This window comes from Stenotrophomonas sp. YJH_SMC_54 (genome assembly GCF_059368435.1).
Genome location: NZ_JCAFRS010000009.1, coordinates 31072 through 54933, shown reverse-complemented (window position 1 = coordinate 54933; position 23862 = coordinate 31072). Strand labels below are relative to the sequence as shown.

Here is a 23862-nt window from a genome sequence, read left to right as displayed (position 1 = left end):
CCCGCGATTGCGGGCTCCCGTTTCACTCACAACCGGAATCCTCCTATGTCGATCCTGACACCTCGGTCGCCGCGCGCGGCCGGGCTGGTCGTCGCCGTGTTGCTGGGCCTGGCCCCGGCGGCATCGGTGATGGCGCAAGCCGCCCCTTCCTACGACGCCCTGCTTGAACGCCTGGACCAGCTGCCCGGCACCCGCGTGGGTGCGGCGCTGGCCGAGGCCGCCGACGCGCGCGCCGACCAGGCCCGTGCATTGCCCAACCCTTCCCTCTCCTACTCAGCTGAAAATGCCTGGGGCACCGGCTCCTATGGCGGCATGGGCAAGGCCGATACCGTGCTCACCTTGTCCCAGCCGCTGGAGGTCTGGGGCCAGCGTGGCGCGCGCGTCCGTGCGGCCCGGGCCGAAGCCCAGGCGGCCAACCTGCGTGGTGCCCAAAGCCGCAGCGACGTGGCCAGCCAGCTGGCGGTGGTCTACGCACAGGCGGAAAGTGCACTGCGCCGCTACACCCTGGCCGAAGAAGCACTGACCCTCACCCGCGCTGACGCCAACGCCGTCAACGCGTTGGTCAAGCAGGGCCGCGAACCGCAGCTGCGTGCGGTGCAGGCGCAGAGCGAGGTGGCCAACGCCAGCGCCGCGCTGGATGAAGCGCAGGCGTTCCGCGATGCCGCGCTGGCCCGCCTGGCCGGTGCTGCACTGCTGGATGCACCGGTGCAGTCGATCAACGACAGCCTGCTCGACCGTGCGCCGCCGCTACCGCGTGGCGCCACCGACGTGGCACTGGCGGTGCGCATCGCCGAAGCCGAAGCCGATGCGGCGGGCAAGCTGGTCGAGCTGGAGCGCAAGCGTGCCCTGCCCGACCTAAGTGTCACCGCTGCGCAGACCCGCTTCCGCGAAGGCGGCGAGCGTGCCTACAACCTCGGGGTCAGCCTCAGCATCCCGCTGTTCGACCGCAACCGCGGTGGCATCCGCGCCGCCAATGCCGACCAGCGCGCGGCCGAAGCGCGCCTGGACCAGCAGCGCCGCGACAGCGAGGCCGAGCGCCTCTCTGCGGTGGCCGGGTTGAAGGCCGCCAGTAGCCGTACCCGCGCCGCCGATGAAAGCGTGGTCGCCGCCGAAGAGGCGTATCGCCTGGCCCGCATTGGCTTCGACGCCGGACGCATCTCGCAGCTGGAACTGCGCAGCACGCGTAGCGCCCTCATCGCCGCCCGCGGCACCGCCGTGGATGCGCGCCTGTCGCGCGTCGCCGCGGAAATCGATCTTGCCCGCCTGGAAGGGCGCGCACCCTTTGTGGAGGCTCCATGACTCTCTCCCGTACTTTCCCGCTGATCGGCGGCGTACTGCTGACCGTCCTGCTGGCTGGCTGCGCCGGCAACGCGCAGACGCCTGCCAATGAAAACCCCGCTGCGGCCAAGGCCGGCACCGACGATGGCCACGGCCATGCCGCCGGCAGCAAGGAAGCCAAGGCAGAAACCGCGAAGGCACCTGCTGACGCCGACGAAGGCGTGGTGCAGCTGACCCCGGAGCAGATCAAGGCCTCCGGTATCGAAGTGGTCGCGATCGGTCGCGGTGGCGGTGGCTCCACGCGCCTGTCCGGCCGGGTCGAACCGTCGGTCGGTGCACGCGCCTCGGTGGCGTCGACCGTGACCGGCCGCGTCGAACGCGTTCTGGTCGCACCGGGCACCGCGGTGAAGCAGAACCAGGCACTGGCGATCGTGGTCAGCGGCGAAGCGGCGGTGTTCCGCGCCAATGCGCTGGCCGCAGCGGCCGAAGCCGAAGCCGCGCGGCTGGCCTATGGCCGCGACAAGGCGCTGGTCGACCAGGGCGTGGTCGCCCGCCAGGAGATGGAAGCCTCCCGTGCACGTTCGCTGGCGGCACAGGCCCAGGCTGCTGCCGCGCAGGCCCAGGCCGCCGCCAACGGTGCGCCCGATGCCAGCGGTCGCGTGCGCATCACCAGCCCGGTGGCCGGCATCGTCGGCAACGTGCAGGTCACCCCGGGCGGCGTGGTCGCCGCCGGTAGCGCGGTGGCCGACGTCGCCGACCCGACGATGAACGAGCTGGTGTTCACCGCACCGCCGGCGCTGGCCGCGCAGGTCACGCCCGGCATGAAGCTGGAAGTCAGCGTGCCGGGTGGCAGCTTCACCGCCACCGTCACCGGTTCGGCCGCCGATGTGCGCCAGCAGGGCGGCGTCGCGGTCATCCGTGCCACGCCGGTGGATGCCTCGTTGCCGCCGGCAGGTTCGCCGGTATCGGCGGTGGTGGTCACCGAAGGCCAGGACGACTCGCTCAGCGTCCCGGCCGATGCAGTGCAGAACGTCGATGGCAGCAGCGCGGTGTTCGTCGCCGTCGAAGGCGGCTTCAAGGCGCAGCCGGTGCTGGCCGGCCGTCGCGCTGGTGAACGCATCGAGATCCTCGGTGGCCTGACCGGCAGCGAGCGCATCGTTGGCAGCAACGCCTTCCTGCTCAAGGCCGAGCTGGCCAAGGGCGAAGCCGAGCACGGCCACTGAGGAGGCGACCATGTTCAAGCTGATCATTGAAACAGCGGTGCGCCACCGCTGGCTGGTGGTGTTCATGGCGGCGCTGATCGCCGCGGTGGGCCTGTTCCAGCTGGGCAAGCTGCCGATCGACGCGGTGCCGGACATCACCAACCGCCAGGTGCAGATCAACACGGTGGCACCGGCGCTGACCCCGGAGCAGATCGAGCGGCAGGTGACCTACCCGCTGGAAACCGCGCTGGCCGGCATCCCCGGCCTGACCACCACGCGTTCACTGTCGCGCAATGGCTTCTCGCAGGTCACCGCGATCTTCACCGATGCGACCGACATCTACTTCGCGCGCCAGCAGGTGGCCGAACGCATGCGCGAGGCATCTGAAGACCTGCCCGATGGCGCGTCGCCGATGCTGTCGCCGGTTACCACCGGCCTCGGCGAAGTGCTGATATGGACCGTGGACTTCACCACGTTCGATCCGGCCAGGCTGGCCAAGCCGGGTGAAGCCGGCTGGCAGGCCGGCGAGGTCTACCGCACGCCGGAAGGCAATCTGCTGCGCACGCCGGAAGAACGTGCGACCTACCTGCGCACCGTGCAGGACTGGATCATCGCGCCGCAGATGCGTTCCAGCCCGGGGCTGGCCGGCGTCGATACGGTCGGTGGCTACGTCAAGGAATATGGCGTGCATCCGGACAGCGCCCGGCTGGCCGCGCACGGCCTCGGCCTGGCCGATCTGGTCACCGCCCTGCAGCGTTCCAACGTGCAGGCCGGTGCCGGTTTCGTGCAGCGCGCCGGCGAAGGACTGGTGGTGCGTGCCGATGGCCTGGCGCTGACCACCGAGGATCTGGCACAGGCCCCGGTGGCCACCCGCAATGGCGTGGTGGTGCGCGTGGCCGATGTGGCCGAGGTCGGGCTGAGCCGCGCGCCGCGCCTGGGTGCGGCCAGCCGCAACGGCCATGAAGCCGTACTGGGTACCGCGCTGATGATTGCCGGCGGCAACAGCCGCACCGTGGCGCAGGCCGCTGCGGCGCGCCTGGAACAGGTGAACAAATCGCTGCCGGCCGACATTGTGGCCGCGCCGGTGCTGGACCGCAGCGTGCTGGTCAATTCCACCATCAAGACCGTGGCCAGGAACCTCACCGAGGGCGCGCTGCTGGTGGTGGTGGTGCTGTTCCTGCTGCTGGGCAACCTGCGTGCAGCGACGATCACCGCGCTGGTGATTCCGCTGTCGTTCGTGTTCGCAGTGATCGGCATGAACCGCTTCGGCATCAGCGGCAACCTGATGAGCCTGGGTGCACTGGACTTCGGCATCCTGGTGGACGGTGCGGTGATCGTGGTCGAGTCGACGCTGCTGATGTTGGGCCAGCGCCGCGCCGAACTGGGCCGTGCGTTGACCGCGATGGAGCGGCTGCGCGTGGCCGCCGATTCGGCGATGAAGATGGCGCGCCCTGCGGCCTTCGGCCAGCTGATCATCCTGCTGGTGTTCGCGCCGATCCTCACCCTGGAAGGTGTGGAGGGCAAGACCTTCCACCCGATGGCGGCGACCTTCATGCTGGCCCTGGTCGGTGCCTTCCTGTTCTCCTTCACCTTCGTGCCGGCGATGGCCGCGCTGCTGGTGCGCGAGCCGAAGGTGAAGGACGGCGATACGCATGCGGACGACGGTGAGCATGAAACCAGGCTGATCCGCGTGCTGCGTGCGCGCATCGAGCCGGTGGTGCGCAAGGCCGTGGCGCATCCGCGCACGGTGCTGGCCGGTGCGGTGATGATGGTGGTGGTGGGCATCGGCGCGTTCTCGCTGCTGGGCCGCGAGTTCATGCCGACGCTGGACGAAGGCAACGTGGCGATGCAGGCCCTGCGCGTGCCGTCGACCTCGCTGGAGCAGTCGCTGGCGATGCAGCTGGCACTGGAAAAGGCGATCGCCACGCAGCCGGAAGTGGAGACCGTGTTCTCGCGTACCGGTACCGCCGAGGCGGCCATCGACCCGATGCCGACCAACATCTCCGACAGCGTGATCGTGCTGAAGCCGCGCAAGGACTGGCCCGATCCGAAGCTGGACAAGGAAGCACTGGTGGCACGCTTCGAGAAACTGGCCGGGCAGCAGCTGGGCAACAGCTTCGAGTTCAGCCAGCCGATCGAACTGCGCTTCAACGAGCTGATCTCCGGCGTGCGTACCGACCTGGCGGTGATGATCTTCGGCGATGACTTCAGCCAGCTGCAGAAGGTGGCCGACCAGGTGGCGCTGAAGCTGCGTGCGGTGAACGGCGCGGCCGACGTGCGGGTGGAACAGATCTCCGGCCTGCCTACGCTCAACGTGGCGATCGACCACGTGGCGGCGGCGCAGTACGGCCTGACTGCCGCAGACGTCAGTGATGCACTGTCCACCGGCATTGGCGGCACCGCGGCCGGCAAGATCTTCGAAGGTGATCGCCGCTTCAACGTGGTGGTGCGCCTGGACGATGCCTCGCGCAACGATCCGGACCAGCTGGCCTCGCTGCCGATCGCCACGCCTTCGGGGCTGGTGATTCCGCTGTCGTCGGTCGCGCGCATCACGGTCAGCGAAGGACCGAACCAGATCAGCCGCAACAACGGCAGCCGCCGCGTGGTAGTGCAGGCCAACGTGCGTGGCCGTGATCTGGGCGGCTTCGTGGGGGAAGCACAGGCGGCGGTGGCAGACGTGGCGCTGCCGCCGGGTGCGTACCTGACCTGGGGCGGTCAGTTCGAGAACCTGCAGCGCGCGGAGAAGCGACTGGCAACGGTGGTGCCGGTGGTGTTCCTGCTGATCGGCAGCCTGCTGTTCATGGCCCTGCGCAGCGGCAAGGAAGCCATTCTGGTGTTCAGCTGCGTGCCGCTGGCGCTGGTCGGCGGCATCCTCGCGCTGCTGCTGCGGGGCATGCCGTTCTCGGTGTCGGCGGCGGTCGGCTTCATCGCCGTCTCCGGCGTGGCCACCTTGAACGGCCTGGTGCTGATGCAGGCGATCCGCGAACGCCTGGATGCCGGTGACCTGCCGCTGCAGGCAGCGATCAACGGTGCATCGAGCCGTATCCGTGCGGTGCTGACCACGGCGCTGGTGGCGATCGTCGGCTTCATTCCGATGGCGATTGCCAGCGGTTCCGGTGCGGAAGTGCAGAAGCCGCTGGCGACGGTGGTGATCGGTGGCCTGATCACCGCCACCGTGCTGACCCTGCTGGTGCTGCCGACCTTTGCTGCACGGGTGGCCAAGCCGCGGGCGGTGGGGTGAGCTGAGAGGGGGTCGGAGCCCTTTCCTTGGGAAAGGGATCCAACCCCGTGACCGGGTCGGATTGCCGGCCAGCGGCCGGCACTACCCGGTAGCGGTCAGGCCTTCTTGCGCTCGGCGATGTAGGCCTGGATCTGCTGTTCCAGCACCGGCAGCGGCACCGAGCCCTGCTTGAGCAGGGTGTCGTGGAAGCCCTTGATGTCGAACTTGTCGCCCAGTTCCTTCTCGGCCTGCGCGCGCAGGCGCACGATGGCGATCTCGCCCAGCTTGTAGCTCAGTGCCTGGCCCGGCCAGGAGATGTAGCGGTCCACTTCGGTGGTCACTTCATGCTCGCTCAGCGCGGTGTGGTCACGCAGGTAGGCCAGCGCCTGCTCGCGGGTCCAGCCCTTGCTGTGCACGCCGGTGTCGATCACCAGGCGCGCGGCGCGCCACATCTCATAGGTCAGGCGGCCGAAATCCTCGTACGGGGTTTCGTAGATGCCCATCTCCACGCCCAGCTTCTCGCAGTACAGCGCCCAGCCTTCGCCATAGGCGGAGATGTAGGCGTTGCGGCGGAACTCGGGCAGGTTCTTCTGTTCGGCGGCGATCGCGCCCTGCAGCGCGTGGCCCGGATCGGACTCATGCAGCGTCAGTGCCGGCAGGTTGTACAGCGGGCGCGACGGCAGGTTGTAGGTATTGAGCCAGTAGGTGCCCATGCCACCACGGCCGGCGGTCCAGAACGGCGCGATATCCGGCGGCACCGGCACGATGGTGAAGCGCGCGCGCGGCAGCGTCATGTATTTGCCCAGCTGGCCATCGGCGCGCTTGGAGATCCACGCGGCACGCGACAGCAGCTCTTCCGGCGTCCTGGCATAGAACTGCGGATCGGTACGCAGGAAGGTCAGGAACTCGGCGAAGCTGCCCTTGAACTTCACCTGCTTGATGATGTCGTTCATTTCCTTCTGGATGCGTGCGACTTCATCCAGGCCGATGCGATGGATCTCGTCCGGCGACAGGTCCAGCGTGGTGTATTCGTGGATCTGCTGCTTGTAGTACGCCTTGCCATCAGGCATCGCTTCGGCGGCCAGGGTGGTGCGCGCCTGCGGCACGTACTCGTTGACGAAGAAGGTGCGCAGCTGCTGGAACGCCGGCACCACCTTGCCGCTGATCGCTTCACGCGCCTGCGCCTGCAGCCTGGCCTGCTCGGCGGCCGGGATGGTGGTGGGCAGTTTCTTGAACGGCGCGTACAACGGCGATCCGGTCGGGTCCTTCAGCTCGGCGACGGTGGCGATGGACACTTCGCGGCCATCGAGCACGGCACGCGGCACGCTGAAGCCACGCTTCAGGCCGGCACGCATGTTCTCGGTCTGCTGGCCGAAGTATCGCGGCACATCGTTCAGCCGTGCGATGTAGTTCTGGTAGTCCTGCACGGTCTTCATCTCGCGCCGGGCCATGAAGGACAGGTTGGACCAGAACGAGGAGTCGGCGTTGAACGGCATCTCGTAGCCGCGCAGGCGCGTCTCTTCGGCCAGGTTGAACACCTGGTCGTGGTAGATCGCGTAGTTGACCTGGTTGTCGGGCGACAGGGTCTTCAGGTCGATCTTCTTCAGCGCGGCGAGGGTCTCGTCCCACACCTTCAGGCGCGCCTGCTGCGCGGCCGGGCCGACATCGGGCATGCGGGTGGCATTGGCCGGCGCGTCTTCGTCCTCGCTGGCCTCGCCGCCGCCCTGCTGGCGCCACTTCCATTCCTTCTCGTACAGCGCGCGGAAGGCGGCATCGGCGGGCGATTCGGTGGCCACGCTGGCCGGTGCGGCGGTGGCAGGCGGCGCGGCAAGGGCCACGGCGGGGGCGGACAGGGCAATCAGCAGGGCAACGGCAAGACGGGTTTTCACGAGCACAGGTTCCCGGGAAGGCAGACCCCGATGATGGCACCGCCCACGGCCCACGGCATGGGACGAAGGTCCTGCCTGCAGCGCAGGCAGGACCGGGAACCGGCCGCAGGCCGGGGCCCCAGCGCCGAAGGCGCGTGGTAGAGCCGACTGTCAGTCGGCTGCTCTTCCGCCACATGCAGCAAACCCCGCGCTCCGCGCGAAAGTCGACTGACAGTCGACTCTACCCACGGCAGGCAGGGCCGGGAACCGGCCGCAGGCCGGGGCCCCAGCGCCGGGGGCGCGTGGTAGAGCCGACTGTCAGTCGGCTGCTCTTCCGCCACATGCAGCAAACCCCGCGCTCCGCGCGAAAGTCGACTGACAGTCGACTCTACCCACGGCAGGCAGGACCGGGAACCGGCCGCAGGCCGGGGCCCCAGCGCCGGGGGCGCGTGGTAGAGCCGACTGTCAGTCGGCTGTTCTTCCGCCATATGCAGCAAACCCCGCGCTCCGCGCGAAAGTCGACTGACAGTCGACTCTACCCACGGCAGGCAGGACCGGGAACCGGCCGCAGGCCGGGGGCCCAGCGCCGAAGGCGCGTGGTAGAGCCGACTGTCAGTCGGCTGCTCTTCCGCCACATGCAGCAAACCCCGCGCTCCGCGCGAAAGTCGACTGACAGTCGACTCTACCCACGGCAGACCGCATCCCGGCGCAGCCTCAATGGCTGGCCCTGTCCCGCTTCCAGCCCCTGTGCTTGATGTCCAGCTGCAGGCTGTACAGCGCGGTGAACGCCGGGAACAGGTTCTGCAGCACGCCTACCGAGTCCTGCTTGGCCGAGAACAGGAAGTAGCTCAGCGTCATCAGGCTGCCGACCACGCTCATGTACCAGAACAGCCGCGGAATCACCGGCTTGCCCGCACGCTTGGACGCGATGAACTGGACCAGCCAGCGGCCGCCGAACATCAGCGCGCCGGTATAGCCGATCAGCTTCCAGCCGGTCACATGCAGGCCGGTCCAGTACAACCAGGTCAGCGGCTGGTCGAGCCAGTGCAGCTCCAGATCCATCAACGCTCCTCCACCGCGGTGCGCTTGCTGCGGGTGATCAGCCACGCCACGCCGCGCAGGTCACGGATGCCGACCAGTGCACGGCCCAGGTTGTTGTACTTGGACACGCCGGCGGTACGGTGGCGGTGGTTGACCGGCACGCTGGTGGTCTTCCAGCCGGCACGCTGCATCAGCGCGGGCAGATAGCGGTGCATGTGGTCGAAGTACGGCAGGTCGAGGAACGCGCTGCGCTCGAACAGCTTGATGCCGCAGCCGGTATCGGGCGTATCGTCGCGCAGCATGCGTGCGCGGATGGCGTTGGCCCACTTGCTGGCCCAGCGCTTGCTGCCGCTGTCCTGGCGGTTGATCCGCCAGCCGGCGAACAGCTTCACCTGCGCCTCGGCGGCATCGCGCGCGGCCAGCAGCTTGGGGATATCGGCCGGATCGTTCTGGCCATCGCCATCCAGGGTGGCGATCCACGGCGCCCGCGCATGCTTGACACCGGTGCGCACGGCGGTGCTCTGCCCGCTCTGGTTCACATGGTGCAGCACCCGCAGTTCCGGTGTGGTCGCCTTCAGGCCCTGCAGCACCGCCAGGGTGTCATCGCGCGAGTGATCATCGATGTAGACGATCTCGAACGGCAGCCGGCCACGCAGTGCAGCGGTGATTTCGGCAACCAGCGGGGCGACGTTGTCGCGTTCGTTGAACACCGGGACGACAACGGAAAGCTCGGGTTGGCTCATAAGGCACTCGGCCAAAGGGGGACAAAGACCGCGCATTCTCCGAAGCCGAGGTTATCCGAAGATGAATCCGGCTGTGTGAGGATCCGTCCTCAGGCGCGGTCGCCAAAATACTCGCGGCACCACTGCACGACGGGGGGCAACCCTTCTTCGATCGGGGTCACCGCGTCGAAGCCGAATGCGTCATGGGCGCGCCGGGTATCGGCCATCGTGCGCACCATGTCGCCCGGCTGCATCGGCTTGTAGACCTTCTGCGCGGGGCGACCGGCGGCCTGCTCGATCACGCTGATGAAGCGCTCCAGCTCGACCGGCGTATGGTTGCCGAGGTTGAACACCCGGTGCGGTACCGGACCATCGGCCGGATGCGCGAGCGCGCCGAGGATACCCGACACGATGTCGGAGACATGTGTGAAATCGCGCTGCATGCGGCCCTCGTTGAACACGTCGATTGGCCGCCCGGCCAGCACCGCGCGCGAGAACAGCAGCGGTGCCATGTCCGGCCGGCCCCACGGGCCATACACGGTGAAGAAGCGCAGGCCGGTGGCATGCAGGCCGTACAGCTGCGCGTAGGTGTAGGCCATCAGCTCGTTGGCCGCCTTGGTCGCCGCGTACAGCGAGCGCGGCTGGTCCACGCGCTGGTCCTCGGAGAACGGCGGCGTGGCCGAATCACCGTAGACCGAGCTGCTGGAGGCATACACCAGGTGCTGCACGCCACGGTGACGGCACAGTTCGAGCATGTTGACGAAGCCGACCAGGTTGCTGTCGACGTAGGCGTGCGGGTTTTCCAGCGAATAGCGCACGCCGGCCTGCGCGGCCAGGTGGATCACCGCAGTCGGCTTCACCTCGTCGAACAGTGCCGCCAGGCCCTGCTGGTCGGTCAGGTCCAGGGTGCGCAGGTCCAGCGCCGGGCACAGCGCAGCCACGCGGTCGCGCTTGATCTGCGGGTCATAGTAGTCGTTGAAGTTGTCCAGGCCGACCACGGGCTGGCCGGCCTCCAGCAGCGCGCGGGCGGTGTAGGCACCGATGAAGCCGGCAGCGCCGGTGAGCAGGATGGTCATGACAGGGGCCTGGAAACGAAGTTCAGGCCCCTGATGTTACCGTTCTCAGAACAAACCGAAACGCTTCTTCGCCACGTTGGTGCGGCCGGGTTCGATCACGTCCTGGATGTTCTTCGCATCGAAGCGGTCGAGCAGCACCTCGGCGCCCTTCCTCAGCTTCAGGTCCATCTCTTCCGGGTACAGCGGAACCAGGCTCATGAAGCTGATGGTCCTGCCGTCCTCCAGCGCCAGCGTGGCGAAGTCCTCCGGGGCGGTCACCGGCGACAGCACGATGGCACCGTCGAAACCCACGCCCGGCGCGTAGGGCTCGCTGGGATGGCCGTTGGGAATGGTGTGGCCGAAGCCCAGCCAGGTGTCGTACTCGTGCGGCAACCGTGCCATGCCCTTCAGCAGGCGCACCGGCCAGTAATTGCGCTCGTCCTCGAAGGCGTCCTGGGAGATCGGCCAGTCGGCCGGCAGGGTCACCATCAGTTCCATGTAGCGCGGCACGTCCGCGTCCACCTCGGCGGGCACGGTCATCGGCAGGTCGCTCATGCCGGAGGTGACCAGGCGCAGGTACGGGCAGTGGTCATTGGCCGGCACCACGTGCACGTCGATGTGCACCAGGTCGGAGATGATCTCGTGGAAGACACCGGACACCGGGCCCAGATGGCGTTCGAGGTGGGCGCTGATCGCCTCGATGTGCTGTTCTTCGCCGATGGCGGGCACGAAGTCCTTTTCGCGGCGATGTACCAGTATCTGGGTGCCGTCCGGGCTGACGTCCTCGTATTCGTTGCTCATGTCCTGTTCCCTGGATGAGGCCACGGACCGGAGAGCAGTGCATCCCCGGCACGCGCGGCGGTGCGTTCCCTGTCATCTGCAGGACGCGGCGGGAACAGGCCGCACCCCCTGGCGCTGCGCCGGGCTCAGCCCTGGCGCGTGCGCAGCTTTTCCAGCACGCCGTCCAGGGTGTCCAGGTCGGTGTAGTGGATGATCAGCTTGCCCTTGCCGCCCCGGCCGTGGTTGATCGCCACCTTGGCACCCAGTGCTTCGGACAGTTCGGTTTCCAGCGAGGCGATGTCGGCCTGCTGCACCTTCTGCGTCGCCACCGGGCGGTTGCTCGGCACCTTGCCGGCGGCGAAGGCCTGCGCACGGCGCTCGACCTCGCGCACCGACCAGCCTTCATCGGCCGCTTCCTGCGCCAGCTTGCCAGCCAGCTCGGGAGCCAGGGTCAGCAGCGCGCGGGCGTGGCCCATTTCCAGGCGGCGGGTTTCCAGCAGCAGTCGGATCGCCACCGGCAGCTCCAGCAGGCGCAGCAGGTTGGACACCGCCGCGCGCGAGCGGCCGACGGCCTCGGCGGCCTCGGCATGGGTCAGGGTGAACTCGCTGATCAGGCGCTGCAGCGCCTCGGCTTCTTCCAGCGGGTTGAGGTCTTCGCGCTGGATGTTCTCGATCAGCGCCATCGCGATGACGGTGCGGTCTTCCAGCTCGCGCACCACCACCGGCACTTCGTCCAGGCCGGCCAGCTGCGATGCGCGCCAGCGGCGCTCACCGGCGACGATTTCGTAGTTGCCTGCCGGCAGCTGGCGCACCAGGATCGGCTGGATCACGCCCTGCGACTTGATCGAGTCGGCCAGCTCGGAGAGCTTGCCCTCGTCCATCTCGCGGCGCGGCTGGTACTTGCCCGGCTGCAGCTGGCCGACCGGCAACTTGCGCAGCACTTCACCCGGCAGCGGCTCAATCACCGCGGTGGTGGCCTGCACCTGGCTGACCGCGCCTTTCGGGCCCAGCAGCGCGTCCAGGCCACGGCCGAGGCCTCGCTTCTTGGCTGCCGGCTTGCTGCTGGTCATCAGACGGTCTCCACGGCCTTGGCGGCCTTGTTGCGTTCGTTGTTGCGGCGGATGATCTCGCCGGCCAGGCCCAGGTAGGCCACGCCACCGCGCGAGGCGCGGTCGTAGCCGACGATGCTCTGGCCATGGCTGGGCGCCTCGGCCAGGCGCACGTTGCGCGGCACGATGGTGCGGAACACGCGGTCGCCGAAGTGCTCGGTGAGCTCGGCCGACACTGCGTTGGCCAGGTTGTTGCGCACGTCGAACATGGTGCGCAGCACGCCTTCGATCTCCAGCGCCGGGTTCAGGCTGGTGCGCAGCGCTTCGATGGTTTCCACCAGCGCGCTCAGGCCTTCCAGTGCGTAGTACTCGCACTGCATCGGCACGATCACCGAATCGGCGGCGGCCAGCGCGTTGAGCGTCAGCAGCGACAACGCCGGCGGGCAATCGATCAGGATGTAGTCGTACTCGTCGCGGATCGGCGCCAGTGCGCGCTTCAGGCGCTGCTCGCGCTCGCTCTGGCCCATCAGCTGGATCTCGGCGGCGGTCAGGTCGATGTTGCCCGGCAGCAGGTCGTAGCCTTCGGCGGTCTGCACGCGCACATCGGCGGCGCTGTTCTCGCCCAGCAGCAGATCGCAGGTGGAGGCCGCCAGCTCACGCTTGTCCACGCCGCTGCCCATGGTCGCGTTGCCCTGCGAGTCCAGGTCGACCAACAGCACGCGCTTGGGTGCGTTGGCCAGGGAAGCGGCCAGGTTGACGGCGGTCGTGGTCTTGCCGACGCCACCCTTCTGGTTGGCGATGGCGATGATGCGGGCCATGCGGGTGTGCCTCGTCGACGGATGGTTGGGACCGGTCATTATGCGTACAACCGGCCCCTTGCGGAAATCGTGGATCGCCAACCCGTTGTTCCACAAAGGGCTGGCGGCGGGAATCAGGGACCTGTAACGGTGACCAGGTGGCGTTCGCCGGCCAGGCCGGGCACGCTCAGCGGGGTCACCTCACGCACCTGCCAGCCAGCCGGCAGTTCCGCGATCTCCTCATGCGGGTAGACGCCCTTCATGGCCAGCAGCACGCCACCGGGGCGCAGCAGATGGCCACCGACGCGGACGATGCCAGCCAGGGTATCCATTGCGCGCGCGGTCAGCTGGTCGTAACGACCGGCCTCGTCCAGCGCTTCGGCCCGCGATTCGGCCACGCGGGCGTTGCCCAGGCCGAGCTGGCGCACGGCCTCGCGCATGAAGCGCGCCTTCTTGCCGTTGCTCTCCACCAGGGTGACCTGCAGGCCCGGGCAGGCGATCGCAAGCGGGATGCCGGGCAACCCGGGGCCGGTACCGAGGTCGGCCAGGCTGCCATCAGCCACGAACGGCTGCATCGCCAGCGAATCGAGCAGGTGGCGGGTAACCATCTCCTGCGGGTCGCGGATGGCGGTGAGGTTGTAGGTGCCGTTCCAGCGGTGCAGCAGGGCCAGGTAGCGCAGCAGCGGCGGCGCCAGCGCGGCGTCCAGGCCCATGCTGGCCAGGCCCTGTTCCAGCGTGGCAGCCACGCTGGCGGGAAGTGGGTGTTCGCTCATGCCGACATTATCGCCGGTTTTGCGCGCTGATTCCCCGCTTCAGTGCGGATACCAGGCCAACGCCGCACGGAACTGGCCGCTGGCCTGCCATTCGTGCAGGTGCCAGCGCGCGGCCTCGCCCAGTTCCGGGTCGCACCAGCGCAGGTGCAGGGCGCCATCGGCCCCCGGCGCCAACTGCAGGCGGTGCAGCCCGAACGAGATGCCCTGCCCGTGCGCCTTCAGGATCGCCTCCTTGACGCACCATACGCGGAAGAACCAGTGCTCGCGGTCGGCCTCGTCCAGGCGTTCCAGCCAGGCCACCTCCTGCGGGTGGAAGAAGCGCCGCACGATTTCCAGAAGACGCGGCCGCGGCCGCAGCAGTTCCAGGTCCACGCCCAACCGCACGCCTTCGCCCAGCGCCACCAGCAGCACCTCACCGCTGTGGCTCCAGCCGGTCCCATAGTGGGCCAACGGGCCGCTCAGCTCCGGCCGGCCCTTGTCGTCACGGACCAGTGGCAGCGTCTGCGGATCGGTGCCCAGCGCCTGCGCCAGTACCTGCCGGGCCTGCGGTTCACCGCGCTGGCCCGGCACGTGCGGACGCCGCCAGACCGTTACCGGACCGAAGCGCCACGGGCCGTCGAGGGTGGCTGGCAGGCTCATCCGCACGCGTCCATCACGCAATTGCACGACGGGTTCACGGCCGTGCGCGTCAACTGGTCACAGTTTCCCACCGGAGGTTCGATCATGGGCATCATCATCTGGCTGATCGTCGGCGGCATCGTAGGCTGGCTGGCCAGCATCATCATGAAGCGCGATGCCCAGCAGGGCATCATCCTCAACATCGTGGTCGGCATCGTCGGCGCGCTGATTTCCGGCTGGCTGTTCGGCGGCGGCATCAACGAAGCGATCACCATCCGCACCTTCCTGTTCTCGCTGATCGGCGCGGTGATCCTGCTGGCGATCGTCAACCTGTTCACCCGCAAGAGCATACGGTGATCCGAGGGTAGCGCCGGCCACTGGCCGGCAGATGTTCCAGAACGGGCCCGGCAATCGTCGGGCCCTGTTCGTTCAACCGATCTGCACCCAGGCCGGCGCATGGTCGCTCGGGCGTTCCCAGGTGCGCGGCGCGCGGTCGATGCCCGAGGCCACCGCGCTGCCCTTCAGCGCATCGGAGACCAGGGTCAGGTCGATGCGCAGGCCCAGGTTGCGGCGGAAGCCGGCGGCACGGTAATCCCACCAGCTGAAGGTGCCCGCCTCGTCGTTGTGCAGGCGGAAGCCATCGTGCAGACCCAGCTGCAGCAGCTTGTTGAGCGCGCCGCGCTCGGCGGTGGAGGTCAGGATGTGGTTGTCGTTCCACACCTCCGGGTCGTGCACATCGCGCGCGTCCGGGGCGATGTTGAAGTCACCCATCACGATCAGCTTCGGATGCCGCTGCAGTTCTTCGGCGATCCAGGCATGCACCGCTTCCAGCCAGCGCAGCTTGTAGTCGTACTTGTCGGTGCCGATGTCCTGGCCATTGACCACGTACAGGTTGATCACCCGCAGGTCGCCGAAGGTACCGGCAATGACGCGCTTCTGTTCGTCCTCGAAACCGGGAATGCCGATCTGCACGTCCTGCGCCGACTCACGCGACAGCAGCGCCACGCCGTTGTAGGTCTTCTGGCCGGCGAACACGCTGCGGTAGCCGGCGGCGATCAGCGCCGAATCGGGGAACTTGTGGTCCTCCAGCTTGGTTTCCTGGATACCGACGATGTCCGGGCCGAACTCCCTGAGCCACTGCTCCAGGTGCGGCAGGCGGACATTGAGCGAATTGACGTTCCACGAGGCGATCTTCATGCGGGCATTCTACCCGGGTGGGCTTGGCACGCGTGCCACCCCAGGTGGGCACCCACCGGTAGTGCCGGCCGCTGGCCGGCAACTGCAGGGTCTTGCCGACGGTCCATGCAGTTGCCGGCCAGCGGCCGGCACTACCGAAGCAGCAGCTTCAACAACCCCGCAATCTTCGAATACGGCGGCCGCAGCCGGTCGCTGGCCGCCCAGCGCGACTGCCACAGCACCGGCAGCCGCTTGCTCATCGCATCGAACCCGGCGCGGCCGTGGTACGCGCCCATGCCGCTGGCCCCCACCCCACCGAACGGCAGGCCATCGGCGGCGAAGTGCAGCAGCGTGTCATTCACCGTCACCCCGCCGGCCACCACCTGGCCGAGGATGCGTTCCACCGTCGCCGTGTCATGACTGAAGGGATACAGTGCCAGCGGCCGGTCACGGGACAATACGTCGGCCAGCGCCGCCTCCAGATCCGGATAGGCCCGCACCGGCAGGATCGGCCCGAAGATCTCCTCGCGCATCAGGTCCAGGTCGTCCGGCGGGTCCAGCACCACGGTCGGCACCAGCAGGCGCTCGCGGTCGGCACGCGCCTCATCCACCTGCGCCAGCGGAATCACCGGCACCCCGCGCTCGCGCGCCTGCGCCAGGTACCCCTGCAGGCGCCGGTACTGACCCTCGTTGATGATGCGGGTGTAATCGTCAGCATCGCTGAAGTCGCCATAGCGCTCGCGCACCTGCTGCTGCAGCGCCTGCACGAACTCGCGCTGGCGCGCGGTATCGATCAGCACGTAATCCGGCGCGATGCAGGTCTGGCCGGCGTTGAACCACTTGCCGGTGGCCAGCCGTGTGGCTGCTTTGTCCAGCGGGAAATCGCGACAGACGATGGCCGGCGACTTGCCGCCCAGTTCCAGCGTGACCGGCACCAGATGTTCGGCGGCGGCGGCCATCACCTTGCGGCCGACCGCCGTCGAACCGGTGAACAACAGATGGTCCAGCGGCAGCGAAGACACTGCCTCCGCCACGTCCGCCCCGCCCTGCACCACCGCCACGCGATCGGGCGGGAACACACTGGCCAGCAGATCGGCCAGGAATGCACTGGTGCGTGGTGTGTGTTCCGAGGGCTTCAGCAACACATGGTTGCCGGCGGCAATCGCGGTGGCCAGCGGCACCAGCGCCAGCGTAACCGGGTAATTCCAAGGCGAGATCACCCCGACCACGCCCAGCGGCGTCGGCCGCAGCTGCGCACGCGCGGGCCAAAGCCGCCAGCCCGCCCCCACCCGCTGTGGCTTCGACCAGCGCCGCAGGTGGCGGCGCAGGTGATCGATGGCCGACAGCACGCTCATGCCATCGGCCAGCTTCGATTCAACGCGGGCGCGATGGCCAAAGTCCTCGGCGATGGCTTGGGCCATCTCGTCCAAACGTGGCTTCAACGCCTCGCGCAGGCGGCGCAGGTCAGCTTCGCGCTGGTCCAGCGACGGGCGCTGCGACTGCCAGGCGCTGCGCAGGGTGTGCAGGAGGGCGGGGAGGTCTTCCGGCGTAGTGGTGGTCATGGGCCGACTATACGGGGTGCTGCGCGACGCAATGGTAGTGTCGGCCGCTGGCCGGCAACCTCATGAATCTCCGCGGACATAAAGCCGTTGCCGGCCAGCGGCCGGCACTACCGGAATGCGAGCCGAGTGGGCACGCCCCACAAACAGAAAGGCCGCGGTCTGCACCGCGGCCCCTGAAACCCGGTGAGTGCCGACCGTTGGTCGGCACACCGGTTACTTGGTGATATCCACGTCCTTGGTCTCACGCAGGAACAGGCCGCCGATCACCACCGACATCAGCGCAATGATGATGGGGTACCACAGGCCGTAGTACAGGTTGCCGGTACCGGCCACCAGCGCGAACGAGATCGCCGGCAGGAAGCCACCGAACCAGCCGTTGCCGATGTGGTACGGCAGCGACATCGAGGTGTAGCGGATGCGGGTCGGGAACAGTTCGACCAGATAAGCGGCAATCGGGCCGTAGACCATGGTCACGTACAGCACCAGCAGCCACAGCATGAAGATGGTGCCGGCGATGTTGATGCGGGCGCCATCAGCCTTGGCCGGGTAGCCGGCGGTGGTCAGGGCGGTCTTCAGTTCCGCACCGAATGCATCGGCCTTGGCCTTGCCTTCTTCCTTGGTCAGGCCAGCGGCCTCATACGAGGTGACGCTGGCACTGCCCACGTTCACCATCGCCAGCGAACCGGCGGCGGCGGGCTGCACGTCGTACGGCACACCGGCCTTGGTCAGCGCGGCGGTGGCCACGTCGCAGGAGCTGGTGAACTTGCGCAGGCCCACCGGATCGAACTGGAATGAACAGGTGTTCGGATCGGCGACGACCAGCGCCGGCGAGGATGCACGCGCTTCTTCGATGGCCGGGTTGGCGAAGTGGGTCAGGCCCTTGAAGATCGGGATGTAGGTGATGGCCGCCAGCAGGCAGCCGGCCAGGATGATCTTCTTGCGGCCAATGCGGTCGGACAGCCACCCGAAGAAGATGAAGAACGGCACGCCCAGCGCCAGCGCGGCCGCGATCAGCAGGTAGGAGGTGGTGGCATCGACCTTCAGCATGCTGCTGAGGAAGAACAGCGCGTAGAACTGGCCGCCGTACCAGACCACGGCCTGGCCGGCCGCCGCACCGAGCAGGACCAGCAGCATCAGCTTCAGGTTGCCGCCCTTCAGGCTGTCACGGAACGGCGTCTTGGAACCCTTGCCCTCGGACTTCATCTGCTGGAACAGCGGCGACTCGCTCAGCTGCAGGCGGATCCACACCGACACGCCCAGCAGCAGGATCGAGACCAGGAACGGGATGCGCCAGCCCCAGGCTTCAAAGGCTTCATTGCCCAGGAAGTAACGGCAGGCCAGGATGATCAGCAGCGACATGAACAGGCCGAGCGTGGCGGTGCACTGGATGAAGCTGGTGTAGAGGCCGCGCTTGTCGTCCGGCGCGTGCTCGGCCACGTAGGTGGCGGCACCGCCGTACTCGCCGCCCATCGCCAGACCCTGGGCCAGGCGCAGGATGATCAGGATCACCGGTGCGGCGAAACCGATCGAGGCGTAGTTGGGCAGCACGCCGACCAGGAAGGTCGAGATGCCCATGATCAGGATGGTGACCAGGAAGGTGTACTTGCGGCCGATGCGGTCGCCGAGGCTGCCGAAGAAGGCCGCGCCGAACGGACGCACGAAGAAGCCGGCGGCAAACGCCAGCAGGGCGAAGATCATGCCCGTGGTTTCATTGACGCCACTGAAGAACTGCTTGGCGATGATGGCCGCGAGCGAGCCGTACAGGAAGAAGTCATACCACTCGAAGACCGTGCCGAGGCTCGAGGCGAAGATGACCTTCTTGTGGCCCTTGGTCAGGGTGCCCGCTTTATGTGCGGTGCTGGGTGTACTGGACATGGGACGCTTCCCCTCCGAAGCAATCGTTGTTGGTGGGTGCCGACCTTGGCCGGCACTCAATTCGGTAGATGCCGACCTTGGCCGGCACTCCATCTCGGTAGATGCCGAACTTGGCCGGCACCCCATCTCGGTAGGTGCCGGCCGCTGGCCGGCACGCTCTTAGAAGCTGTACTTCGTGGTGAACTGCAATCGGGTGATGTCACCCTTGTTGCCGTTCTCCACTTCGCGACGGCCGTACATCAGCTCGGCGCCGATATCGACCTTGGGCAGCGGCGAATAGAAGATGTTGCCGCGGATGCTCTGCACGCTCTTGGTCACCAGCGGGCCCAGGATGCTGTCGTTGTCGTAGTCGCTGCGCGCATAGATCAGGTTGGTGCGCAGCTTCGGTGAGAACGCATGCCGCCAGCCCACGTAGCCGGCCAGCACGCCGGTCGGGTTGAGCTCGTCGCGGGCCACGTCGTAGGCGCTATCGGCGGTGATGCCCAGGCCGATGTAGCGGGCGATGCCTTCGCCGCCGGTCAGCTGGTAGTGCAGCGAATCGCTGTCACCCATCACCCACTTGCCGCCCAGGGTCAGGCCGCCAGCCACCTTGTCGGCCTTGGCGCCGGTGGCCTGGTTGTCGACCTTCAGCTGACGGACGATGCCGCCGACACCGAAGGTGCCCCAGTCACCCTTCCAGCCATAGCGCAGGGTCAGGTCAGGCAGGCTGCCACGGTCGGAGTTGGCGCTGGTGTTGGTCCAGGCGCCGGTGACCGGGTTGCGGGTACCGGTAAGGGTGGTGGTTTCCGGGTTTTCCAGCGCGACGCTGAAGCCACCCTGGGTGTAGCGCACCTGGGCCTGGCGCACGAAGATCACGCCGTCGGTGGGGCCGACGAAGTCGACCGCTTCCGGCAGTGCGGCCGCGTCCATGAAGTTGGACCAGGTCTGGCCTGCCATCCAGTTGTTCCAGTACATGTAGGCGTGGCGCAGGGTCACACCGTAGGTATTGGTGGCGGTCTGGTTGCCCAGCGAGTTGCCGAAGAAGTCCATCTCGAAGAACGCACCGGCCTTGTTGCCCGACTCGCTCACGTTGTCGATGCCCAGGTTGAAGCGCGAGAACTTGGCGTGGGCATTGAAGTCGGTGCCCGAACGCTTGCCGCTGCCGCCGGCGCCTTCCACCGGGGTCTGGCCCGGCAGGTACAGCGAGCGGCCGGTGGCGTCGTCGGCCAGCTGGCCATCGCTGGTCTGGGTGGCCAGGAAGTCGGCCTTGATGAAGCCGCCGATCTTGACCGTGGTACCCGGCGCCGCGCCCGGGGTGATGGTGGTGACCTGGATCGGCTGCTTGCCGGCCGGCACCGAAGCAACCGGCTTCTGCCCGGCCTGCACCGTGCGCACTTCGGTCACCGCCTGCTGGGTCTGGCTGATCTGGGTCTGTTGTTGTTGCTGCGAAGACAGCAGCAGCTGGACCTGGCGTTCCAGTTCGGCAACGCGTGCTTCCAGCGCCTTCTCTTTGGCGGTCTCAGCGAACGCCATGCCCGGTGCGACCAGGGCGACCAACAGGCAGGCCGCCAAAGGTGTGCGCACGGCTTTCAACGTACGGTGGCTCATGTTGCCCTCTCTCCCAAGTGGCAAGGTGATGCCGCGCGTGGGGCACGGTCGAGCCGAGACTGCGGGGCGATTATGTATAGCGGCTATTCGCCATTGGTCGAACCCGGCCCTGCTGGGCGCTCACTTTCGACCATGGTCTAACCAGAGTGGTGACGCGGCCGGGGGTGGATGGGGCAAACTGAAGGGGATCGGTCGCTGCGATGCTGCGACCGCACATACAAAGTCAACGTGCAAGTGAGGGTGCCATGGCTGATATCTACCCCGTCGATCCGCAGTTCGCCGCCAAGGCACGCATCGACAAGACGTCGTACGAACAGCAGTACCAGGCTTCGGTGACCGACCCGGATGGTTTCTGGGGCAAGGCCGCCGAGCGCCTGCAGTGGATGCGCAAGCCGACCAGGATCAAGAACGTCAGCTACGACCTGTCCGACTTCCACATCAAGTGGTTCGAAGATGGCGAGCTCAATGCCAGCGTGAACTGCCTGGATCGCCAGCTGGAAACGCGCGGCGACAAGACCGCCCTGCTGTTCGAGCCGGACGGCCCGGATGCACCGGCCCAGCACGTGACCTACCGCGAGCTGTACGAGCGCACCTGCCGCCTCGGCAATGCACTGCGCAATCTCGGCGTCAAGAAGGGCGACCGCGTCACCATCTACCTGCCGATGATCGTCGACGCCGCCGTGGCCATGCTGGCCTGCGCGCGCATCGGTGCGATCCACTCGGTGGTGTTCGGTGGCTTCGCGCCGAACTCGATCGCCGACCGTGTCAGCGACTGCCAGAGCAAGCTGATCATCACCGCCGACGAGGGCCTGCGCGGTGGCCGCAGGATTCCGCTGAAGGCCAACGTCGATGCCGCGCTGAAGCTGCCGGGCACCAATACCGTGGAAACCGTGCTGGTGGTGCGCCACACCGGCGGCGCGGTGGACATGCAGGCCCCGCGCGACCGCTGGTTCCACGATGTGGTGGACAGCCAGCCCGCCACCTGCGAACCGGAACGCATGAACGCGGAAGACCCGCTGTTCATCCTCTACACCTCCGGTTCCACCGGCAAGCCGAAGGGCGTGCTGCACACCACCGGCGGTTACCTGCTGTACGCGGCCTACACCCATGAAGCGGTGTTCGACCTGCGCGAGGACGACATCTACTGGTGCACCGCCGACGTCGGCTGGGTCACCGGCCACAGCTACATCGTGTACGGGCCGCTGGCCAACGGCGCGACCTCGCTGATGTTCGAAGGCGTGCCGAACTACCCGGACACCTCGCGCTTCTGGAACGTCATCGACAAGCACAAGGTGACCATCTTCTATACCGCCCCGACCGCCATCCGTGCGCTGATGCGCGAAGGCGAGGAGCCGGTGAAGAAGACCTCGCGCGCCTCGCTGCGCCTGCTCGGCAGCGTCGGCGAGCCGATCAACCCGGAAGCCTGGCGCTGGTACTACGAGGTGGTCGGCGACAGCCGCTGCCCGATCGTCGATACCTGGTGGCAGACCGAGACCGGCGGCATCCTGATCTCGCCGCTGGCCGGCGCGATGGACCTCAAGCCGGGTTCGGCCACCCTGCCCTTCTTCGGCGTGCAGCCGGCGCTGGTCAATGCCGATGGCGAGATCCAGGACGGCCCGACCGAGGGCAACCTGATCATCCGTGATTCCTGGCCGGGCCAGATGCGCACGGTGTACGGCGACCACCAGCGTTTCATCGATACCTATTTCCGCACCTACCCGGGCAGCTACTTCACCGGCGACGGTTGCCGACGCGACGAGGACGGCTATTACTGGATCACCGGCCGCGTCGACGACGTGATCAACGTGTCTGGCCACCGCATCGGCACCGCTGAAGTGGAAAGCGCGCTGGTTTCGCACCCGAAGGTGGCCGAGGCGGCCGTGGTCGGCTTCCCGCACGACGTGAAGGGCCAGGGCATCTACGCCTACGTCACCCTGGTGGCCGAAGAGGCACCGAGCGACGAGCTGCACAAGGAGCTGATCGCCTGGGTGCGCAAGGAGATCGGCCCGATCGCCACGCCGGACCACCTGCAGTGGGCGCCGGGCCTGCCGAAGACCCGCTCGGGCAAGATCATGCGCCGCATCCTGCGCAAGATCGCCGAGAACGCGCCGGACCAGCTCGGCGACACTTCGACCCTGGCCGATCCGTCGGTGGTGGCGTCACTGGTGGACGAGCGCAAGGTGCGCTGATGTACGACCGGGGTCGGATCCCTTTCCGCAAGGAAAGGGCTCTGACCCCATCTGCTTTCCCCCACGGTTCCCCCCGACCATGACCACCCTCCTGATTGCCGATGACCACCCGCTGTTCCGCGAAGCCCTGCGTGGGGCCGTGCAGCGGGTCATCCCCGGCGTGCAGCTGTTCGAGGCAGACAGCGTGGAAGCGCTGTACGCGCTGGCCGACCAGCACAACGACGCCGACCTGGTCCTGATGGATCTCAACATGCCCGGTGCGCAGGGTTTCAATGCACTGGTGCACATGCGCTCGCTGCATCCGCACCTGCCGGTGGTGGTGGTGTCCGCGCGCGAAGAGGCGACGGTGATGCGCCGCGCGCTCGACCACGGCGCGCTGGGCTTCATTCCGAAGTCTGCGGATTCGGACACCATCGGCCACGCACTGGGCACCATCCTCGATGGCGAGACCTGGGCGCCGCCGGAAGCGCACAACGTGCCGCCCACCGAGCGTGAGGAACGCGAAGTCGGCCAGCGACTGCGCGAGCTCACCCCGCAGCAGTTCCGCGTGCTGCAGATGCTGGGCGCCGGCCGCTTGAACAAGCAGATCGCCTACGACCTCAATGTCTCCGAAGCGACGATCAAGGCCCACGTCACCGCCATCCTGCGCAAGCTGGGCGTGACCAACCGCACCCAGGCCGTGCTGATGGCCGGCAAGCTGGCGATCGACGACGACGCCATCGTGCTGCCGCCGGAAGAAGACTGAGGTAGTGCCGGCCGCTGGCCGGCAATCGCCTTCAGCCCCTGAAATCACCCGAAACCGCTTCGGTAGGTGCCAAGCTTGCTTGGCACGCTCTCGCCGTTGCGCATGCCGGCCAGCGGCCGGCACTACCCGGCACCGTTGCGCTCGCGATATAGCCATCGCTATACAAACCAGCCCAGCCTGCGCGTTTCGCTGGAAATGCGCCACGCGCGAATCGCGATGCTAAGCTTCGCGTCCCCTTGGGGAGTAGCCGGATTCCTTCGCAGGAATCGTCCACGTCAACATACTCGGCCGGTGCGCCGTGGCGTGGACAACCATGATGGTTGGC

General features: G+C 67.5%; 19 protein-coding genes and 1 riboswitch. Of the genes, 6 read left to right on the top strand and 13 right to left on the bottom strand.

Annotated features, from left to right (window positions below):
• The first annotated feature begins 45 nt into the window (after positions 1 to 45).
• From AC5P5S_RS11995 to AC5P5S_RS11985, 3 genes are read left to right on the top strand one after another with little or no spacing between them, the layout of a single operon-like run.
• Positions 46 to 1299 (top strand): TolC family protein, encoded by a 1254-nt coding sequence (locus AC5P5S_RS11995; protein ID WP_005414903.1) that lies wholly within the window; start codon positions 46 to 48, stop codon positions 1297 to 1299.
• Positions 1296 to 2501 (top strand): efflux RND transporter periplasmic adaptor subunit, encoded by a 1206-nt coding sequence (locus tag AC5P5S_RS11990; protein WP_062605319.1) that lies wholly within the window; start codon positions 1296 to 1298, stop codon positions 2499 to 2501. The genes AC5P5S_RS11995 and AC5P5S_RS11990 overlap by 4 nt, the downstream gene beginning before the upstream one ends.
• 10 nt (positions 2502 to 2511) lie before the next feature.
• Entirely contained in the window at positions 2512 to 5721 is a 3210-nt protein-coding gene (locus tag AC5P5S_RS11985; RefSeq protein ID WP_062605317.1) for an efflux RND transporter permease subunit, read from the top strand.
• 95 nt (positions 5722 to 5816) lie between these two features.
• Here the strand turns inward: AC5P5S_RS11985 and AC5P5S_RS11980 are convergent, their stop codons facing one another.
• The 9 genes from AC5P5S_RS11980 to AC5P5S_RS11940 form a co-directional block, all read right to left on the bottom strand.
• Positions 5817 to 7589, bottom strand: coding sequence for a DUF885 domain-containing protein (locus AC5P5S_RS11980; RefSeq protein WP_062605316.1), 1773 nt, complete (start codon positions 7587 to 7589; stop codon positions 5817 to 5819).
• A 693-nt stretch (positions 7590 to 8282) separates the two neighbouring features.
• Positions 8283 to 8630, bottom strand: coding sequence for a lipid-A-disaccharide synthase N-terminal domain-containing protein (locus tag AC5P5S_RS11975; RefSeq protein ID WP_005411648.1), 348 nt, complete (start codon positions 8628 to 8630; stop codon positions 8283 to 8285).
• Positions 8630 to 9352 (bottom strand): glycosyltransferase family 2 protein, encoded by a 723-nt coding sequence (locus tag AC5P5S_RS11970; RefSeq protein WP_062605314.1) that lies wholly within the window; start codon positions 9350 to 9352, stop codon positions 8630 to 8632. Before AC5P5S_RS11970 ends, AC5P5S_RS11975 begins: the two co-directional genes overlap by 1 nt.
• Before the next feature lie 89 nt (positions 9353 to 9441).
• Complete coding sequence (locus AC5P5S_RS11965) at positions 9442 to 10407, bottom strand: NAD-dependent epimerase/dehydratase family protein (RefSeq protein WP_005411650.1); 966 nt, start codon at positions 10405 to 10407, stop codon at positions 9442 to 9444.
• 45 nt (positions 10408 to 10452) lie between these two features.
• Positions 10453 to 11187, bottom strand: a complete 735-nt coding sequence (locus tag AC5P5S_RS11960) for a suppressor of fused domain protein (protein WP_024957791.1) — start codon at positions 11185 to 11187, stop codon at positions 10453 to 10455.
• A 125-nt stretch (positions 11188 to 11312) separates the two neighbouring features.
• Entirely contained in the window at positions 11313 to 12236 is a 924-nt protein-coding gene (locus AC5P5S_RS11955) for a ParB/RepB/Spo0J family partition protein (RefSeq protein WP_062605313.1), read from the bottom strand.
• Positions 12236 to 13033 carry a ParA family protein gene (locus AC5P5S_RS11950; RefSeq protein WP_005411653.1) on the bottom strand — a complete coding sequence of 266 codons (798 nt, stop codon included), beginning with the start codon at positions 13031 to 13033 and terminating at the stop codon, positions 12236 to 12238. The genes AC5P5S_RS11955 and AC5P5S_RS11950 overlap by 1 nt, the downstream gene beginning before the upstream one ends.
• A gap of 113 nt (positions 13034 to 13146) precedes the next feature.
• On the bottom strand, positions 13147 to 13785 hold the full coding sequence (gene rsmG / locus AC5P5S_RS11945; RefSeq protein WP_012481632.1) for a 16S rRNA (guanine(527)-N(7))-methyltransferase RsmG: 639 nt from the start codon (positions 13783 to 13785) through the stop codon (positions 13147 to 13149).
• Positions 13786 to 13824: 39 nt separating this feature from the next.
• Positions 13825 to 14424: a 4'-phosphopantetheinyl transferase family protein gene (locus AC5P5S_RS11940; protein ID WP_043034419.1), complete on the bottom strand. Its 600-nt coding sequence runs from the start codon at positions 14422 to 14424 to the stop codon at positions 13825 to 13827.
• Between the two features lie 84 nt (positions 14425 to 14508).
• Between AC5P5S_RS11940 and AC5P5S_RS11935 the strand changes: the two genes are divergently transcribed.
• Positions 14509 to 14760 (top strand): GlsB/YeaQ/YmgE family stress response membrane protein, encoded by a 252-nt coding sequence (locus AC5P5S_RS11935; RefSeq protein WP_005411656.1) that lies wholly within the window; start codon positions 14509 to 14511, stop codon positions 14758 to 14760.
• A 72-nt stretch (positions 14761 to 14832) separates the two neighbouring features.
• On the opposite strand, the gene xth is transcribed toward AC5P5S_RS11935, so the two are convergent.
• From xth to AC5P5S_RS11915, 4 genes are all read right to left on the bottom strand, one after another.
• Entirely contained in the window at positions 14833 to 15600 is a 768-nt protein-coding gene (gene xth / locus AC5P5S_RS11930; protein WP_062605312.1) for an exodeoxyribonuclease III, read from the bottom strand.
• 131 nt (positions 15601 to 15731) lie between these two features.
• Entirely contained in the window at positions 15732 to 17141 is a 1410-nt protein-coding gene (locus AC5P5S_RS11925) for a coniferyl aldehyde dehydrogenase (RefSeq protein WP_062605310.1), read from the bottom strand.
• 213 nt (positions 17142 to 17354) lie between these two features.
• Entirely contained in the window at positions 17355 to 19016 is a 1662-nt protein-coding gene (locus tag AC5P5S_RS11920) for an MFS transporter (RefSeq protein WP_005411659.1), read from the bottom strand.
• A 159-nt stretch (positions 19017 to 19175) separates the two neighbouring features.
• Positions 19176 to 20603 carry a DcaP family trimeric outer membrane transporter gene (locus AC5P5S_RS11915; protein ID WP_005411660.1) on the bottom strand — a complete coding sequence of 476 codons (1428 nt, stop codon included), beginning with the start codon at positions 20601 to 20603 and terminating at the stop codon, positions 19176 to 19178.
• Positions 20604 to 20848: 245 nt separating this feature from the next.
• On the opposite strand from AC5P5S_RS11915, the gene acs reads away from it, so the two are divergent.
• Both acs and AC5P5S_RS11905 read left to right on the top strand, forming a co-directional pair.
• Positions 20849 to 22792 (top strand): acetate--CoA ligase, encoded by a 1944-nt coding sequence (gene acs, locus AC5P5S_RS11910; protein ID WP_005411661.1) that lies wholly within the window; start codon positions 20849 to 20851, stop codon positions 22790 to 22792.
• Between the two features lie 79 nt (positions 22793 to 22871).
• Positions 22872 to 23537 carry a response regulator transcription factor gene (locus AC5P5S_RS11905; protein WP_005411662.1) on the top strand — a complete coding sequence of 222 codons (666 nt, stop codon included), beginning with the start codon at positions 22872 to 22874 and terminating at the stop codon, positions 23535 to 23537.
• Positions 23538 to 23769: 232 nt separating this feature from the next.
• Positions 23770 to 23859, top strand: a riboswitch (yybP-ykoY riboswitch).
• Positions 23860 to 23862 lie beyond the last annotated feature (3 nt).

Excerpts from the sequence above, each read along its gene's own strand:
- AC5P5S_RS11995 (WP_005414903.1), top strand. The coding sequence starts at position 46 with ATGTCGATCCTGACACCTCGGTCGCCGCGCGCGGCCGGGCTGGTCGTC.
- AC5P5S_RS11990 (WP_062605319.1), top strand. The coding sequence starts at position 1,296 with ATGACTCTCTCCCGTACTTTCCCGCTGATCGGCGGCGTACTGCTGACC.
- AC5P5S_RS11985 (WP_062605317.1), top strand. The coding sequence starts at position 2,512 with ATGTTCAAGCTGATCATTGAAACAGCGGTGCGCCACCGCTGGCTGGTG.
- AC5P5S_RS11975 (WP_005411648.1), bottom strand. The coding sequence starts at position 8,630 with ATGGATCTGGAGCTGCACTGGCTCGACCAGCCGCTGACCTGGTTGTAC.
- AC5P5S_RS11970 (WP_062605314.1), bottom strand. The coding sequence starts at position 9,352 with ATGAGCCAACCCGAGCTTTCCGTTGTCGTCCCGGTGTTCAACGAACGC.
- AC5P5S_RS11965 (WP_005411650.1), bottom strand. The coding sequence starts at position 10,407 with ATGACCATCCTGCTCACCGGCGCTGCCGGCTTCATCGGTGCCTACACC.
- AC5P5S_RS11960 (WP_024957791.1), bottom strand. The coding sequence starts at position 11,187 with ATGAGCAACGAATACGAGGACGTCAGCCCGGACGGCACCCAGATACTG.
- AC5P5S_RS11955 (WP_062605313.1), bottom strand. The coding sequence starts at position 12,236 with ATGACCAGCAGCAAGCCGGCAGCCAAGAAGCGAGGCCTCGGCCGTGGC.
- AC5P5S_RS11950 (WP_005411653.1), bottom strand. The coding sequence starts at position 13,033 with ATGGCCCGCATCATCGCCATCGCCAACCAGAAGGGTGGCGTCGGCAAG.
- rsmG (WP_012481632.1), bottom strand. The coding sequence starts at position 13,785 with ATGAGCGAACACCCACTTCCCGCCAGCGTGGCTGCCACGCTGGAACAG.
- AC5P5S_RS11940 (WP_043034419.1), bottom strand. The coding sequence starts at position 14,424 with ATGAGCCTGCCAGCCACCCTCGACGGCCCGTGGCGCTTCGGTCCGGTA.
- AC5P5S_RS11935 (WP_005411656.1), top strand. The coding sequence starts at position 14,509 with ATGGGCATCATCATCTGGCTGATCGTCGGCGGCATCGTAGGCTGGCTG.
- xth (WP_062605312.1), bottom strand. The coding sequence starts at position 15,600 with ATGAAGATCGCCTCGTGGAACGTCAATTCGCTCAATGTCCGCCTGCCG.
- AC5P5S_RS11925 (WP_062605310.1), bottom strand. The coding sequence starts at position 17,141 with ATGACCACCACTACGCCGGAAGACCTCCCCGCCCTCCTGCACACCCTG.
- AC5P5S_RS11920 (WP_005411659.1), bottom strand. The coding sequence starts at position 19,016 with ATGTCCAGTACACCCAGCACCGCACATAAAGCGGGCACCCTGACCAAG.
- AC5P5S_RS11915 (WP_005411660.1), bottom strand. The coding sequence starts at position 20,603 with ATGAGCCACCGTACGTTGAAAGCCGTGCGCACACCTTTGGCGGCCTGC.
- acs (WP_005411661.1), top strand. The coding sequence starts at position 20,849 with ATGGCTGATATCTACCCCGTCGATCCGCAGTTCGCCGCCAAGGCACGC.
- AC5P5S_RS11905 (WP_005411662.1), top strand. The coding sequence starts at position 22,872 with ATGACCACCCTCCTGATTGCCGATGACCACCCGCTGTTCCGCGAAGCC.